The organism is Pseudomonas sp. PDM04 (genome assembly GCF_014851765.1).
GTDB lineage: Bacteria > Pseudomonadota > Gammaproteobacteria > Pseudomonadales > Pseudomonadaceae > Aquipseudomonas.
The window spans coordinates 362,025-379,121 of sequence record NZ_JACVAI010000003.1 but is presented as its reverse complement, the minus strand read 5'-3'; the positions used below and the strand labels follow the sequence as shown (position 1 = coordinate 379,121).

The window sequence follows — 17,097 nt, the reverse complement described above, 5'->3', positions numbered from 1 at the left end:
CGACATCAGGTTGCCCATGCTCGAGAGCACAGCACTGCCAAGGAAAGCGACGCTGTCCCCACCACTGGATACGCGGTTCCAGGTGGAAACGCCGGAAGGCATCGACTTGCCTCTGCGCCCGGCCGGGTTGATGGTTCGTGCGCTGGCGTTCGCCATCGACCTGGGCCTGCGCGGGCTGATCCTGGGCCTGCTGTTTATCGTCCTGGCCTTCCTCGGCAAGCTCGGCGCCGGGCTGGGCTCGATCCTGCTGTTCGGGGTGAGCTGGTGGTACATGGTGCTGTTCGAAGTGCTCAACCAGGGCCGTTCGCCGGGCAAACAATGGATGGGCCTGCGGGTCGTGCAGGACGACGGCACACCGATCGGCTGGTCCGCCTCGCTGTTGCGCAACCTGCTGCGCGTGGTCGACCTGCTGCCGTTCGGTTATTGCCTCGGCGCCCTCAGTTGCCTGCTGCACCCCAACTTCAAGCGCCTGGGCGACCTGGCGGCCGGCACGCTGGTGATCTACCGCGAACGACCGCTCGCCCGGCCGCAGTTGCCGGAGGCCGAACCGCAGCGCGCGACGTTCCCCCTGACCCTGCCTGAGCAACGCGCCATCCTCGGCTTTGCCGAGCGTCAGCACGAACTCTCCGAAGCGCGGGCCCTGGAGGTTGCGTCGATCCTTGCGCAGCCCTTGCAAGTCCCGGCGCCCCGGGCCGTGACGCACCTCAACGGCATCGCCCGCGGCCTGTTGGGCCCCTCATGAAACAGAGCCATTTCGAGAATCGACACAAAGCGCAATGGACGCAGTTCGCCCTGATGCTCGACCGGCTCGAACGGGGCAAGGGCACTTCACGGCTCGAGGATTTCCCCCGGGAGTATCGCCGGCTCTGCCAACACCTGGCGCTGGCCCAGGAGCGCGGCTACAGCAGTTTCCTGGTCGACTCGTTGCAGCAACAAGTCCTGCGCGGGCACCAGCAGTTGTATCGGCATCGCAGCCGCCTGGGGCCCAGGATCGCGGGGTTCATCCTGGCGGACTTCCCGCGCCTGGTGCGCGAACAGTGGCGCTTCGTGCTCGCCGCCAGCCTGATGTTCTTTGGCAGCCTGATCGGTTTTGCATGTCTGGTGTACCTGTTCCCGGACCTGATCTACAACCTGATCCCGGCCGAACAGGTGAACCAGATGCAAGGCATGTACGACCCGGTGGCCGGTCACCTCGGGCGCTCGGCGGAACGGGCGGCCAGTGAAGACTGGGTGATGTTCGGTTTCTACATCATGCACAACATCGGCATCGCCTTTCAGACCTTCGCCAGCGGCTTGCTGTTTGGCCTGGGCAGCGCGTTTTTCCTGTTCTTCAATGGCTTGATGATCGGCGCGGTGGCCGGGCACCTGACGCAGATTGGCTACGGACAGACCTTCTGGTCGTTCGTCATCGGTCACGGTGCCTTCGAACTCAGCGCCATCGCCCTGGCCGGGGCCGCCGGCCTGCAACTGGGCTGGGCGCTGGTCGCGCCGGGACGCCTGCGCCGCGCCGAGGCCTTGCGCGTGGCGGCGCGCAAAAGCGTGCTGCTGATCTGCGGGGTCATGCTGTTTCTGCTGATCGCTGCGTTCATCGAAGCCTACTGGTCATCGATGACCGGACCTGCGCCGATCACCAAATACCTGGTTGGCGCAGCGCTCTGGGTGTTGGTGGCCCTGTACCTGCTGCTGGCCGGACGGACTCGCCATGCGCCTGAGTGACGCCACCGTGGTGATCCGCCCGCGTTCCACCTGGGAAGCCATGGACCTCGGCGTGCTGCTGAGCCAGCGGCACCAGCGCCTGCTGCTCACCAGTTGGGCCATCGTCACCCTGCCGGTGTTTGCACTGCTCACGGTGCTGCTGTGGGATTCCCCGTCGCTGGCGGTGATCCTCTTCTGGTGGCTGAAACCGGCGTTCGAACGCCTGCCGCTGTATATCCTGTCCAAAGCCCTGTTCGGTGAAACGCCGACGCTGAAACAGGCGTTGCGCCAATGGCCACGGCTGCTCAAGCCACAACTGCTGGCGAGCCTGACCTGGCGCCGTCTGAGCCTGAGCCGCAGTTTCCTGCTGCCGGTGGTGCAACTCGAAGGCCTCGGCGGCCTGGAACGGCAGCAGCGCCTGCAGGTGTTGTTGCAGCGCGACGGCGGCGCGGCGCGCTGGCTGACGATCATCGGCGTGCACCTGGAGTGCGGGTTGTGGGTCGGCCTGATGGTGCTGTTCTATCTGCTGTTGCCGCAACAGGTCGAACTCGACTGGGGCTGGCAGACGCTGCTGTCCGTCGCGACACAGGACTGGCGCTGGCTGGAACACCTGACCAATGCCTTCTATGTCGTGGTGCTGGTGGTGTGGGAACCGATTTACGTGGCCTGTGGCTTCAGCCTGTATTTGAACCGGCGCACGGTGCTGGAGGCCTGGGACATCGAACTGGTGTTCCGCCGCCTGCGACAGCGCCTGGGCAGCACCGCCGCGGGCCTGCTGCTGGCGGCCTTCCTGCTGGTGCCAACGACCGCCGACGTGCGGGCCGATGAACCGGCCATTGCCCCCGACGCGCCGCGCCTGCTGAACCAGCCCCTGACCAGCCAGGCCTCCCGCGACAGCGTCCGGGCGATCCTCGATCAACCGCCGTTCAAGAACAAGGAAACGGTCACCCGCTATCGTTTTGGCGAAGAACGGCCCGCGAACCCGACGAGCGACGACGAAGGCCCCGCGTGGTTGAAAGCGCTGCTCAGGCTGCTGGACCAACAACGCTTCGGCGCCCTGGCGAGCGTGATCGAGGTGCTGTTGTGGAGCACCGTCATCGGCGCGCTCGGCTGGCTGGTCTGGCGTTATCGCGACTGGCTGCAGGCGTTCGTCAGCCGCCGCCCACGGTTGCCGAGCCAGCTGACGCGACCGTTGCCGCCACAGGCTTTCGGTCTGGACCTGAACCGCGAAACCCTGCCCGCCGACATCGCCGCCAGTGTCGACAGCCTCTGGCAAACCAACCCGCGCGAAGCGCTCGGCTTGCTCTACCGTGCCCTGCTCAGTCATTTGCTGCACGATTACCGCGTGCCACTCAAACCCGCCGACACCGAAGGCCAGGTGCTGGCGTATGTCGAACACCTGCAACAACCCGAGCTGCTGGACTTCAGCCGCAACCTCACCCGCCACTGGCAGAACATGGCCTATGGGCATCGTCTGCCGAGCGCAGCGGTGCGGCAGCAATTGTGTGACGGCTGGCGTAGCGTGTTCGACGCGGGGGCGGCGCGTTGAACCGGCGCCTCGCGCTCCTGGCCGGCGCCTGCGCTGCGCTGCTGATCGCGCTGGGGGCGTACCTGTACGCCCGGGCCGTCCCTTATCAGGAAATCATCGACCACGGCCCCTCCCCGGAAGCCCAGACCAACCCCTACCTCGCCGCCGAACACTTTCTGCGCAAACAGGGCCTCAGCGTCAGCCATGCCAACGGCCTCGACGCCCTGCCCACCCTGGAACCCCGGCAACACAGCCTCTTGCTGTTCGGCGACCGCTCGGGCATGACCCCGCGCCAGATCGACCAGGTGCTGAACTGGACCCGCGCCGGCGGACGCCTGCTGTTCGTCGCCGAATCCATCTGGGACGAAAAACTCGGGCAGAGCCGTGACTTGCTGCTCGACCGGGTACAGGTGCACCAGTTGCTGACCCGGGATCTCAAGGACCCGCCCCCCGATGTCGAAAAGGACCCTCAGCCCAAGCTGACCAAACTCTATCTCGAGGACGAGGACGCGCCGGCCTACGCCACGTTCGACACCGCATTCCATCTCGAAGACCCGCACAACCTGGCGCAAGCCTGGGCCAACAGCGCCCGGGCCACGCACATGATGCAACTGAACCACGGGCTCGGCTCGATCATCGTCGTCACCGACGCCGACCTGTGGAAAACCCCGAACATCGACCAGTACGACAACGCCTGGCTGCTCTGGTACCTGACCGCCGACACCCGCGTGACCCTGCTGTTCAACACCGATCACGACAACCTGCCGACCTTGTTGCTGCGCTATTTCCCACAGGCACTGGTGGCCTTGATCGCCCTTGTCCTGCTGGGTCTCTGGCACGTTGGCGTGCGCCAGGGACCGTTGATCGAGCCGGCACCGAACGCCCGTCGGCAACTGCACGAACACCTGCGCGCCAGCGCCGATTTCATCTGGCGTCGCGCCGACCAGGCCAGCCTGCTGCAAGCCTTGCAGCACGACATCCTGCGCCGGGTGCGACGGCGTCACCCCGGTTTCGACCAACTCGGCGTCGCCGAACAATGGCTGGTGCTCGCACGTCTGAGCGGCCAACCCACACGCGCCATCAGCCAGGCCATGGGCCCGCGACCGAAACAACGGCTGTCTGCCGTTGAATTCAGCCGCCAGGTCGCCCACCTGCAAACCTTGAGGAACACCTTATGAGCGAACAGCACGAGCCCGGCGCTCCGAGCCACGCCGAACAACAGCGCCAGCGCGCCATCCAGCTGGCCCAGGCGATCCGGGCGGAACTGCAGAAAGCCGTGATCGGCCAGGACAGCGTGATCGACGACGTGCTCACCGCCTTGATCGCCGGCGGCCATGTGCTGCTCGAAGGCGTGCCGGGGCTGGGCAAGACCTTGCTGGTGCGCGCCCTCGCCCGCTGCTTCGGCGGTGAGTTTGCACGCATCCAGTTCACCCCGGACCTGATGCCCAGCGATGTCACCGGGCACGCGGTGTACGACTTGCAGACCGAGCAGTTCAAACTGCGCAAAGGGCCGTTGTTCACCCACCTGCTGCTGGCCGACGAAATCAACCGCGCCCCGGCGAAAACCCAGGCCGCGCTGCTCGAAGCCATGCAGGAGCGCCAGGTCACCCTCGAAGGTCGGGCCCTGCCGATCGCGCAACCGTTCATGGTGCTCGCCACACAGAACCCGATCGAACAGGAAGGCACCTATCCGCTGCCGGAAGCCGAGCTGGATCGCTTCATGCTCAAAGTGCGCATGGATTACCCCGACGCCGAGCAGGAACTGGCCATGGTGCGCCAGGTCAGCCGTTCGACCCGGGCCGACATGCTCGACGTGCAGCCGCTGCGCACCGTGTTGCAAGCCAAGGACGTGCTGGCGCTGCAACGCATCGCCAGTGAATTGCCGCTGGACGAGCAGGTCCTCGACTACGCCGTACGGCTGGCCCGCGCCACCCGCACCTGGCCAGGGCTGACCCTCGGTGCGGGGCCCCGGGCCTCCATCGCTCTGGTGCGTTGCGCACGGGCACGGGCCTTGTTGCGCGGCGGTGAGTTCGTGATCCCCGACGACATCAAGGGTTGCGCGCTGGCGGTGTTGCGCCACCGGGTGCGCATTGCCCCGGAACTGGACATCGAAGGGCTGCAAGTCGATCAAGTGTTGCGCCAACTGCTCGACCAAGTACCGGCACCGCGCCTGTGAAACCGTCGCGCCTGCTGCTGGCCTGGGTGGCGTTGCTGTTGGTCATCGCCATCGTGCTCGGCACCTTGCGGGCGCTGGACATCGCCGTTCCCGCCACGCTGCTGTCGATTCACTGGGGCTTGCTGCTGGCGCTGCTGGCGTTGGCGCTGCTCGACGCGGTACGGGTCAAGCGCCTGCCCTCGCCACGCATCAGACGACAACTGCCTGGCAGCCTGGCGCTCGGGCGCTGGAGCGATGTGCGGATCGATGTCGAGCATGACTTCGCGCAGGCGTTGAGCATTCAACTGTTCGACCACGTTCCCGACGGCTTGAGCTTTGAACACCTGCCACTGACCGTCGAGCTGCTACCCGGCCAGCACAGCCAGGCGAGCTACCGCGTGCGGCCGCTCAATCGCGGCCACTTCAGCTTCGAGCGCTGTGAAATCAGCCTGCCCAGCCCGATGGGTCTGTGGCACGAGCGACGCTTGCCCGGCGTGCCGGACGCCACCCGCGTCTACCCCGATTTTGCCCGCCTGTACGGTGGCCAGTTGCTGGCCGTGGACAACTGGCTGAGCCAGCTCGGCGTGCGTCAGCGTCCGCGGCGCGGGCTGGGGCTGGAGTTTCACCAGTTGCGCGAATTCCGCGAAGGCGACAGCCTGCGCCAGATCGACTGGAAAGCCACGGCCCGCCAGCGCACGCCGATTGCCCGCGAATACCAGGACGAACGCGACCAGCAGATCGTGTTCCTGCTCGACTGCGGCCGGCGCATGCGCAGCCAGGACGGTGAGCTGGCGCACTTCGATCACGCGCTCAATGCCTGCCTGTTGCTCAGTTATGTCGCCCTGCGCCAGGGCGATGCGGTGGGGCTCGGCACCTTTGCCACCGAGCAACCGCGCTACCTGGCGCCGGTGAAGGGCGCCGGGCAACTCAACGTCTTGCTCAACAGCGTGTATGACCTGAGCAGCAGTCAGCGCAGCGCCGACTATCAAGCCGCCGTGACGCAACTGCTGGCCCGGCAAAAACGCCGCTCGCTGGTGGTGCTGGTGACCAACCTGCGCGATGAAGACGATGACGAACTGCTCAGCGCGGTCCAACGGCTTGGCCAGCAGCACCGGGTGCTGGTGGCGAGCCTGCGCGAAGACATGCTCGATCCTTTGCGTCAGACGCCGGTGCAAACCTTGTCGGAAGCCTTGACCTACTGCGGGACGGTGGACTACCTGAACGCACGGGCCGAGCTGCACGACCGGCTCAATGCCCATGGCGTGCCGGTGCTGGATGCCAGCCCCCGGGAATTGGGTGCGGCGCTGGTGACGCGGTACCTGGAGTGGAAAAAGGCCGGCGTCCTCTAACACCACAATCCTGTAGAGCGAGCTGGCTCGCGATGGTGGTTAACGATGACGCGAGGTGTCTGAATTCCCGCCGTGTAAGGACCTTCATCGCGAGCATGCTCGCTCCTACAGGGGTTGCGGTTTTGCCTACAGATCTACCAGAATCCGCCGGCTTGTGCGCTGAGGGGTCGCCACGTAACTTGATCCGCGTCGCTGATTTCCAGCGGCCGGGTTTAGTCGCCCGAGGGTTAAGGATGTGCACAAGTGTCATGAAGTCAGGTACTCCCCATCCCTGACCATTATGGCGGCTGTGCGCAGGGCGCCTTCGGGCGCGCCGGTTTTCCATATCCCCCGGTCGACTAACCTGCGTTCAGCCGCCACCCTCGATTAGTCGCGAGTCGGTGACAGCTTCATTTGAGGTAATGGATATGCCCAAGCACACAGTCAATTCTTCAGAACACGGCCTGTCGATGCTCACCGTCGACCCCAACGCCGATCCCCGCTCCATCACCATCCAGGCATTCGAAACCTTTTGCTCGGTCAACGACCTGCTGCTCGACCTGGCCGACAGCCTCGACGACAAGGCACGGCGCATGGCCGTGATGATTCACCAGATGAGTGAGTTTGGCTTGATGCTGGTGGAGAAATCGCTGGAGAACCAGCAGGCGAACGGCGCGGTTTAGTGTCGGGTCGTTTGAATGTTATTGAAACCACCGGCCCCTTCGTCGGAACGGGCCGGTTGAAACAAAACAACCTTCAGTGATTACGGCTCATACACCCGGTCATCGAGCTGGATTTTTTCCAGCACCAGCGGGACCAGCCGCACGTCAACATCGATGTCGGTGATCCGCAGCCCACTCGAACCGGCCAGGTCAGAGCCGTGCAGGTCGACGGTCAAATCCTTGTCCGCTGAGGTCATACCTTCGATGGTGAGGTAGGGGAAGGGGTTCCAGTCAGCCTGCGGCTGTTCAGGGATCTTGCCACTCAAATCGATGGGTGTGACCTTTCCACTGGTCGTGGTCAACACGACTTTTGAATTCCCGCCATCGTGATAGTTTTCATAGACAAAGGCGATTCGGAAGACCACGCCCGTCATCTGTGCCGGGGTGAAAACGGGCGTTTCGATGACCTGTGTGACCTTTGCCAACCTGTTCATCATCAGGTAATAGTCATAAAGGGGATCGGTGGATACCACGGCGTTGCCCACGCCGTCATGTGTCCAGAAGGTTTTCCAGTCCGAGGGAAAGCGCCCCCTCTGCACCAGGTTGCGTCCCTTGATTTCTTCGTCAGTCATGATGCTCACCTCCACATGTTCCGCGTGCCCGAAGCCAATCCTCGGGGATTTTGCCAGCGCCATGCCCGCAGGGCTTCAGGGGGTTTCGAGCCGCTCCAACACTGCCTGGGTGTAAGCCGTATTGCCTACTTTGGCCAGATACCGCACCTGCACGATGATGTCGGTCAGGCTATCGATCAGTCTGGCCTGCTCCTCGGAGGTCGAGCGCGGTAACTCCAGCCGCCAGTTAGATATTGCACCGGTGCCTTCGAAAGGCAGGTATCGCTCATCCCCGAACATCATCTGGTGCAGGCCGAAATCATCCACCCCCTGGCTCATCCCCACCTGCTGATTGACCCTCGGATTGAGGAAAATACCGCTGGGCGGCATGTCTTCCCCGTCGCCATAGAGATAGTCCAGCGTGTCGACATCGGCCTTGTGCACCGTGAGGCTGCCGGTTTGCGTGAGAATCGCACGCACGTCTTGATAGGCACTCAGCACTGCCGGCAAGGACAGTGAAACCGCCGTGATCTGCCGGCAATAGTGGCCGGGGTAATCGCTGTCGAACAAGCGTTGGGAAAACGTAAAATCGAGCTTGCCGGCCTTGAGGGAAGTGATCACATCGTCCCAGGAGGTCGCCCGCACAGACGCGCCCTGCTCGAACAACTGGCGCAGGGAAATGGTCTTGGTCAGCTCCAGCCGCCGCTCGTTGCGCTCCAGGTACATGCGTTCCAGGCGCAGCAGGTCGAGCAGCATCGACTCACCCGCGCTCAGGCCGTGGCGGTGATCCATCCACACGTTGGGCCGGATCACCTGAGTATCGAAATCGCCCATCTCGTACTGGAAACTGGCCTCGGCACTCAGGCACAACCCGACCACCGCGTCATAGGCCTGGAAGTACAGCGTGGCCATCTGGCCCAGCAGCCAGCGATAGAGTTCGACGTTGGTCGCCCGGGTCTTGTAGAAGGAGTAGATCTCTTGGGCGTGCTCGTTAGCCTTTTGCGTTTGCGCCAGGCTGGCCCGAGCAGCGTTGAGGGCGTGTTGCTGAGCCATGACTTGTTCGTCGAGCACCCGCAGTTCGCTGTTGGCCTGATTTTGCAGAAAACTCCACTCCTGATCGCGGCGAATGTAGTAAGCGGTTCGCTGTGCGGCTTCGCCCGCTGCATACATGACACCGGAGAGCAGCCCAATGGCACCGCTGGCCGCCACCGGGTTCTCCCCCCAGTTGCCGACGTCAGTGATCATGCCGAACAGTCTCGGTAACGACTTCATCCCCCCTCCGACGATCAGCGGCACGGCGGCGGAAGCGCTGCCCAACTTGCCCGTAAGAGTCAAAAGATCGCCCGCCCATTCGAGTTGGTTCAGCCCACTGTCACGCATGTCCCTGTAGTGGTTTGCACGCTCCTCAACCATTTTCTGACTCTCTTTCAAACCCTTCAACGACGCTTCGACCTGCTTGATCGCTTCCTCCTGAATGGTTTTGGCGTGCGCCCCCAGCGCAATGACATGGCTTTGTTGCAACTCCTCGAGCTGCCCGCGATCACGCTGTTCCATGAGTTGACGCACTTCCCGACCGAGCCCGATCAGGGTTTGCACCGCGCCTTGAGCCGTTGTCATCATGGCTCGGAAGCGGTAATGAGGGATGGTCTTCCAGCCACCCGCATTGCGCATCGCTCCGGATGCCCCACCGGATTGAGCGCGACTCGCTCCCGATGGATCGGTCGGCGAGGCGTAGAGTTCCAAGTCCATCACCTTGCCATCGATGGTCAGGTTATGACGCATGTTCCACAGGCACTGGTCGATGTACTGCCAGGTGTCGAGCAGTTGTTCATTGACGAAGGGCCGGAACACGCCTTCCAGCGAAAGGATCTCGAAATCCGGCGTGCCCTCGACGCGGGCGGGCAAGTTACCGACGTCGACACTGAGGGTGCCGGCGAAAGTTTCCAGTGCCAAGACCGCTTCGGATTTGGCTTTGAGGATGCCGTCGGCAGAATTCGGTACCCAGTGGCTCATCGCCTTGGCGGAAGGCGCAGGCCCCATGAGTGACAGGGCACGAATGTATTGCTGTTTCGCCGCCACCAGGCCGTCGCGGGTCAGGCGCCGGTAATAAGTGTCGGCGTGGGCAATGATGCAGCGAACGTAGCCCATGAAAATCGCTTTGCGGTAGTGAATACGCTTGGAAAAGGCGATGGCGTCCGGATCCGCCAACCCCTTGCTTTCAAAACCGATATAGCCGTCTTCCAGCATTGGACGGGAGAACCAATACCCTTTGCTGGGATCTGTTTCCCCCGGGCGCTTAGTGCGAATTTGCGGGTTGAAGATGTAGTGGAACCAGCGTTGCGCTTCCAGGAAGTTGCGCTCCTCGTACAAGCGATGGGCGATCAGGTAGGGCAGGTGAAAGAACAACTCCCAGTAGAAATAACCATGGGCACCGTTGAAATCGATCGGTGCCATTTCCGGGGTGACATCGGGTGGCTGGGGCTCAAGGGTATTCTGGGTCGCCAGCGACAGCACCTCGTCGATGGAAATCGCTGCTTTCACCACCAGCTCAGGACCAAACAGGGAGTTCAGGCGCACCCACAACAGGTCAGGGATCGCCAACGGCCTCAGGTCGAGGAATTGGGCACCGGATTCCTCCTTGAGGATTTTCGGTACATTCTCCAAGGTGACGACGGCGTCTTTTATCAAATGGTGCTGCAATAGACCGTCCAGACCGAAGTTTTGCAACACAAGGTCTATCAGCGCCAGTTTGTCCATGGGGACAGGATCGAAGAGCGCGTTGAGCGAGGCGAACGCGTAGGCCGACAAGTCGTGGCCAGCATTCGGCGTAATGAGCATACACACTGCCAGCTGATCCTCCGTTGCCCTGTCCCCGACAAAATTGACTGCTACTAACTGCGTACGTTCTGGATAAAATCTCCCCACAGGCTCCGTCAAAGAATGGATCTTCAAAGGCGTCGACCACACGCCGTTCACACCGAGGGAAGAGACCGAGAAATCAAACTGCCATTTGCTGGCCAAGTTATCGATTTCAAGTAGCACGCCTTCCACTTGAACGATCGTTAAACGCCCGGCGAAAAAAATCGGTTTGATCGCTATCCGATTGGGCGCCGCGGGTATATCCACTGGCTGCCATTGCGTCCACGATGCCGGGTCGATAAACGTACTGTTCTCATTGACTTCTACGCGGGCCTTGCGCCAGTAATAACCCCGTGGCTGCACCCGTTCCTGCCCCAGAAAGTAGTAATCGGCGTTTTTGAACGTCGTGCCCTTTTCGCTCCCGCTGCCATCGATACTGTCGATGTAGCCGGCGATCATCTCCAGGTTGCACACTTCTTCGAATTTCTTCAGATGCTCATACAACGCCACCTGGATCGACTCGTCCTTCAGGCTGGCTTGAGCGAGGTTGTTTTCCAGCTCCTTGAACGGTTCGGACTTGTGCAGGCGCAACGTGGGGTTTATCCAGTTCTCCGGGTAATCACTCAGCATCTGACGACCGGCCCAGTCACTGATGTTGCTGTATTGCTGGTGCCACGCCAACAGTTCATCGTGGGAGTACTCCGCCGTATGCCCGGCTTCCATGCCGCCGTAGATCGCACCGATGTATTGCTGGAGGCAGGCGATCGCTTCGGCCACGCACGAGGTCTGCGGTTGCTGGCCGACCTGGGTGTCGAGCAGCAAGTATTCGTAGAGTTCGTCTAGGTTGGTGAGCGTCATGCCCTGGAGGTTCGTATCTTCTGGCGCCACATGCCCCAGGTAATAATCGGCCAGGGCGGCGCAACGACGTTCTTCCAATGTACCCATGATGGACTTGTCCATTGTTCTACTCCTGGAATGCGTTGGGTCGAGGCGCCTAAGCCCCGGCTCGAATGTCTAGCTGTTGGCCTCGAACGTCACGAAATAGCTCGGGTTCACCCAGCCTGAAATGATCTTGTCTGCCTGATATAACCCCGCACTGCATTCATACCTGCCTGCGACAAAATCAGGCTTGAACTGCACCCTCCAATGACCGTTGGCTTCGACCATGCCTTGTGCATAAATGGTCGTGGGGGAGCCCTGTTTGACGATTCGCACCTCAGTACCTGACAGCCCGGTGCCTTCGATCCAGCTGCCCAATGGAACAACGCTGTCATAGGCCGGGCTGGTGATGATTGGAATTTCGGCAAAGTTGGCGTCCACAACCACGTGCACGTCCGGCGCCCACGCCTCGGTGGTGTCGATATGCCGCTGTTTGACCGAAAATACATGCGGCCCCAGTGGCAGCGGCTCGGTGAATCTGAACGCCCAATTGCCGTCGTCGCCCACGCTGGTCCTGGCCAACAGCGCGCCGTTCCTGCCCTCGAAGACGAAGATCTGCGCCGACGGGCTGCCAAGACCGTACAACAACGGCATGATCTCAACCTTGGCTTTATCCTTGGGTTGCTCCATCACCGGCGGAGACGCATCCAGTCGTCCCGGCAGCAGCAGACGCTGATCGAGGCGGTTGCAATAGAAGATCAGGTCGAACGCCCCGTTGCGCAGATCCTGGCAATCGACGGTCCAGCTAAGGGTTGTCTCGGTGCCGATCACCACATAGGCGCCGGTAGCCGGCGTGAACAACATGCCCAGGCCCTTGGCCGAGAACTCGCTGTCCCAGGCCAGCATGGCGCGGGCGTCCTTGAGGTCGACACCCGTAGGCAAATCGATCTCGAGCTTGTACTGGTGCCCCCTGATGAAACGCAACGGTTTGTCAGTGATGAAGCCCGGGGTGGTCAGGTCGCTCAGCTTGAAGGTCCAGTCGATGGCCGGCACCACAGTGAGGGCAAAGGTGCGTTTTTCCGTGGGCGCGGACGGCAGAGAGGCTGTGACCGTATATTTGCCGGTCACGTCCACCTCGAACGGGAAGGTCGACCGCCCCAGGGCATCGGTGGCGATGGTGACGGGCGCCGATTTTTTGCGGCCCGGCCCGGTGACCGTCCACAACACCGGGCACTGGGGAATCAACCGCGCCTGGTTGTGCGCCTCTTCCCTGACGGTGACCCACAACAGGGTGACCGTGCCCGCACCGGCCACCGGATAAAGGAACTCTGCGGATTCACCATGGATCACAGCCGCCTTGGCCACGAACACATCAACCTGTTGCTCATGCAGGGAGACCTTGGCGGTATAAGTGTGTTCGCCCGCTGCCGGCGCGGTGATGCTGAATTCGGCGATGCCATCGTCGTTGGTGGTTTGCTTGACTGGCGTCGTACCGCCGTCGGCGAACAACTCGACCTCGACATTGGGCGACGGCAGTTTGGCCAGGCCTACCACATGGGCCCGCAATATCATGGGTTGCCCGAACACGGCGACCGACGCCACCTCCAGCAGCCTGATCGACGGTTTGTCGACAAAGGTGATGTTGTTGATGACCCTGGAGCCCTTGGTGCTGTAAGTAGCCAGAAGCATGGTTTTTTCAATGGGCTCGAGGCTGCTGACCAAGGTTCGGGCGAATCCGTCTTCATCAGTGATAGCCACCGGCGGATTGGCCATGACACCCTGACCGGAAAAGGTCACCGTACGACCTATACCCGGGTTGTAATGCTTATCGGCCAGGCGGACCACCACGGGGAAAAACGACTGGCCGCCCGCCAGAAAGTCTTCTTCCGGGTCCGCTCCGTAGTCCAGGTCAAAGTCCAGCGTCAACTCCTCACAGTCCACAACGATCTTCGGTGCATAGACCTCCTGCGCCAGGCCGTAGGTGCCCTTCACCTGCACCGTCCCCATCCAGGGTCCTTTTTTCGGTTTGAAGCGGATCACCGCGCGGCCCTCATGGTCGGTGATGGAAATATTTTCCAGCAGGCCTGGGCGATCGGCGCTCCACCTCACGGTAATGTTGGGCATGACATGACCGGCCAGATCACGCAGCGTCAGTTCGATCAGCGCCACCTGATTGGTCACGTTGGCGATCAGAGTGTCGTTCACGCACCTGACTTCGTGCGTCACGCTCTGTCCGACTTCACCGATCTCCTGGACCTGCCCCTGGATTGCGGACTCAGACAAACTTTCGATAACGTGTTCGGCCGCTTCGCGGTAAGCCTGTTTGTCACTACTGGGCATGAGGGAGCCGAGGCGAATGATGGCGCGCGCATCCAGCCCGCTATGGGTCGCCAGCGCACGAATGCGCAACACGGCATCGAGGGCGGCCAGGTCACTTACCACAGGCATGGTCGGGCTCAGATAAAGGATGCACTCGAGTACTTCGCGCACACTCCATTTGAGCACTGCGGCCAATTGAGTGGCGGCGGAATCACGCACCAGCCGCAGATCCTCCGGCGTCAGCGTCGCCGGCAGCGCGTTGACCAGTTCCAGGTAGTGCAGAAGTTTTTCCGCTGGCTGCCCTGTGTGGATCACCACCCGCTGGAACAGGGTCAACTGATACAGGGTGTTCAGGCTCAGGGCTTGCGAGTTCGCCAGCCCGAACCATTGCCAGTTGCGCCGCGTGGTCAGGGCGACCAACATCGCCGAACTCAGCGCGAGCTTCTTGACGACGGTGGCACGCCGCAGCAGATGCCCCAGCAAGTTAAGGACATCGTCGCCGACATTGATCTTGTCCGCTCCCGATGTGACCGCCGCGAGCGCGCGCATGGTCTCTTTCACCAGCAGGTAGACGCCACCCGTATCGACCCACTTGAGCACAGGCAGCACCAGGTCCTGGGTAAGGCTCAGATACACCGACAGACTTTCCTGGATCACCGCGCTCTGGGCGTCCCGCGCCTGCAGCACCAGCGCAAGGATCACCGGCCGGACCCGGTCGGCGGCGGCAAGCGGGAGATTGGACTCACGCACGGCGGCGTCGACTTCCGCAACAGCCCGCTCGTAGTCGTTCGCATCGTTGGGCAGGCCTGATACCAGGCCATCGCTGTCCACCAGTTCCTCAAGCAACACCAACCAGCCGCGACCAGTGCCGTCATTGTTGGCCGGCACACCCGCGCCGCGAAACACCTCTTCGCTGAGTCGCACCGGTTGCAGCCGACCGTGGATCTCCTGCAGCAACGTCACGTCGGCTTCCGTCGCCATGGGTGGTGCAATCACCTCCGCCACGTGTTGCACCAGCCAGCTCACGCTCAGGTCATTTTCCTGCAACCACTGAACACAGGTCTGCACGGCATGCATCACACTCAACACATCACCCAGACCCCGGGTGCCGCTGACCAGCAAACGCGTCTCCCCGAACACCCGCTGCAGCACCTCGCTGCCGCCCCGGTCGCTCAGGGTTTCCAGCAACGCCGTCAGTTCGATCGGACTGATGCGCAGAAACGAAGCCAGCAACACCACACGATAAAGTGACGACAGCACGGGCAGGCTACGGCTTAGTTGGTCCCTGAGGTTGTAGCTCTTGGCCACGAAACGGGCGAGGTAGCGCCACGTCTCCTGATTGAGCCCCAGGCTGCTGCAGATCTGATCGATGGTGCGCTTGTCGGCACGGGTTTGCGGATCGATGTAAAAATTGCCGTCATCCAGTTGCAGCGGCGTATCGAACAAAGCCTGGGCGTTGAAAAGACGGTCGAATTGCGAGCGCTTCTCCCCTCGCCCGTAGGGGCTGATCTCGTCGATCAGCGCAGCGAACTGTTCGGCGGTGCACTTGAATCGCAGACGAAACTCCTGAAACAGGCCAAGGGCACGCAGGGTGTTGTTGGTGATTCTGGACGGCTCATTGGCCAACTCACGTTGGCGGACGACAGGGTCAGCAATGTCACCGCGCAGCTCGGCATTGAACGCGGCCATCACCAGGCGATCACATTCGTCCAGCGGCAAATCCAACCACCGGCTCAACCGGAGGATTCGGTTCATTCGTTCGAAACGGTTGAGTGTGTGTTCGGAGAACAAACGGGTTTGACCGCTTTCCGGCTTGGATAAGCCCATTGCAGGGGTGGTGCCGAAATTGATGTACACCGAGCCGAAGTCCTTGGGTGAAGTCGCTGCCCGGGCGCTGCTGATGACGTTGGGCGATAGCGCAGGTGCATGCTGTTCAATCGACAGCAATGAGGTGAGCTTGTCGGCATCAATCGCGGTCTGGGCGCAGAAGTGCACCGAATCCTGCAGTTTTTTGTCGGTCGAGCCAAAGTTATCCAGGTAAAACTTCTCGGCCCCGGTTTCTCCGACCAGAAAATTTTCAGTCAACAACAACTGCTGCAGCGGGCCCAGCTTGCACGACTGGTGTAATGCAACATCCGATAAATCTCCTCGTACCCCCGGCTGCTTGAAGTACGGCGCGCTCAGGTCGATCGCCCGCACCACATCACCCAACATCAACTTGTATTCGTCCAGCACCAGGCGGTACTGCTCGGTGTACCACTCGAATGGCAGGGTGCGATGGGGAAAACGGGCTTCCAGCAAAAAGTCATCGACTAACTGATCCTTGAACGTCTCCGGCGACAGGGCCTTCTTGATGACACCTTCCAGCACTTCATTGACCAGCGTGACGTTGGCGCGAATCTGAAACAGGCTAGTGGTGTCGATGACCATCTGCGTCAAGTCAGGACGCCGGGTGTCCAGCTTGATCAGACCCGCATTGTTCCCGGCACGGGCTTCCAGGTCCCGGGCCAGGATCACCAGCCGCACGAAATACGCCGCCGGGGAGATGCTCGAGTCCGGGGCGCCTACCGGGGCGGCGCCTTCCCAGTCGGGGTCGAACAAATCGTCGAAGGTCGGTGTATCGACCAATGCCCTGATACCGGTTCGATGCAGCGGATTGGCCGGCCCCTGTCGGACCAGACGCTGTTCGCGGTATTCGCGGGCGGTGTGCACGGCCAGGCTCGTGGCGCGGTCCAGCAGCGCCTGTGCGTCGGATTCGGGCAAGCCGAATGTCTTCACCACCCCTGCGTGCCCCATCTTCACCATGTCGAACACCGAACCGCCCTGCTCGATGAACTTCTCCCGGCTTTTGAGCGACTTCGCGCTGCGCTTGCCGGGCACCGAGTCGAACAGTTGCTCAAGGGACGAAGGGGTGGGGGCCTTGCTCATCGTGGTTCTCCCTGCCAGGGACGGCGTCGGGTGTGCGCTGAGGGTCGTTGGTTTGCACGACCTTTTTACGCTGACCCAGGGAAACGCCACACCTGTGAGAACTGACAGTGCCGACGGACGGCACGTAGCAATA

The 17,097-nt window shown here is 61.9% G+C and carries 10 protein-coding genes; 7 read left to right on the top strand and 3 right to left on the bottom strand.

The features are described 5' to 3' along the window. The first annotated feature begins 16 nt into the window (after nt 1-16). The 7 genes from IB249_RS13705 to IB249_RS13675 all read left to right on the top strand — a co-directional run bounded on the left by IB249_RS13705 (nt 17) and on the right by IB249_RS13675 (nt 7,389). Nucleotides 17-742: an RDD family protein gene (locus IB249_RS13705; RefSeq protein WP_192305501.1), complete on the top strand. Its 726-nt coding sequence runs from the start codon at nt 17-19 to the stop codon at nt 740-742. Further along, complete coding sequence (locus tag IB249_RS13700) at nt 739-1,716, top strand: stage II sporulation protein M (protein ID WP_192305499.1); 978 nt, start codon at nt 739-741, stop codon at nt 1,714-1,716. Before IB249_RS13705 ends, IB249_RS13700 begins: the two co-directional genes overlap by 4 nt. Next, nucleotides 1,703-3,244, top strand: a complete 1,542-nt coding sequence (locus IB249_RS13695) for a DUF4129 domain-containing protein (protein ID WP_192305497.1) — start codon at nt 1,703-1,705, stop codon at nt 3,242-3,244. The genes IB249_RS13700 and IB249_RS13695 overlap by 14 nt, the downstream gene beginning before the upstream one ends. Next, the gene (locus IB249_RS13690) at nt 3,241-4,401 is read left to right on the top strand and encodes a DUF4350 domain-containing protein (RefSeq protein WP_192305495.1); all 1,161 of its coding nucleotides are present in this window, start codon (nt 3,241-3,243) and stop codon (nt 4,399-4,401) included. Before IB249_RS13695 ends, IB249_RS13690 begins: the two co-directional genes overlap by 4 nt. Continuing rightward, nucleotides 4,398-5,399, top strand: a complete 1,002-nt coding sequence (locus IB249_RS13685; RefSeq protein ID WP_192305493.1) for an AAA family ATPase — start codon at nt 4,398-4,400, stop codon at nt 5,397-5,399. The genes IB249_RS13690 and IB249_RS13685 overlap by 4 nt, the downstream gene beginning before the upstream one ends. Continuing rightward, nucleotides 5,396-6,727, top strand: a complete 1,332-nt coding sequence (locus tag IB249_RS13680; RefSeq protein ID WP_192305491.1) for a DUF58 domain-containing protein — start codon at nt 5,396-5,398, stop codon at nt 6,725-6,727. The genes IB249_RS13685 and IB249_RS13680 overlap by 4 nt, the downstream gene beginning before the upstream one ends. A 407-nt stretch (nt 6,728-7,134) precedes the next feature. Beyond that, nucleotides 7,135-7,389 (top strand): DUF6124 family protein, encoded by a 255-nt coding sequence (locus tag IB249_RS13675; RefSeq protein WP_192305489.1) that lies wholly within the window; start codon nt 7,135-7,137, stop codon nt 7,387-7,389. Between the two features lie 80 nt (nt 7,390-7,469). On the opposite strand, the gene IB249_RS13670 is transcribed toward IB249_RS13675, so the two are convergent. The 3 genes from IB249_RS13670 to IB249_RS13660 all read right to left on the bottom strand — a co-directional run bounded on the left by IB249_RS13670 (nt 7,470) and on the right by IB249_RS13660 (nt 16,964). Continuing rightward, complete coding sequence (locus IB249_RS13670; RefSeq protein ID WP_192305487.1) at nt 7,470-8,000, bottom strand: hypothetical protein; 531 nt, start codon at nt 7,998-8,000, stop codon at nt 7,470-7,472. 75 nt (nt 8,001-8,075) lie between these two features. After that, a complete protein-coding gene (locus IB249_RS13665) occupies nt 8,076-11,798 on the bottom strand; it encodes a neuraminidase-like domain-containing protein (RefSeq protein WP_192305485.1) in 3,723 nt (1,240 codons plus the stop codon). A 54-nt stretch (nt 11,799-11,852) separates the two neighbouring features. Continuing rightward, nucleotides 11,853-16,964: a Tc toxin subunit A gene (locus IB249_RS13660; protein WP_192305483.1), complete on the bottom strand. Its 5,112-nt coding sequence runs from the start codon at nt 16,962-16,964 to the stop codon at nt 11,853-11,855. Nucleotides 16,965-17,097 lie beyond the last annotated feature (133 nt).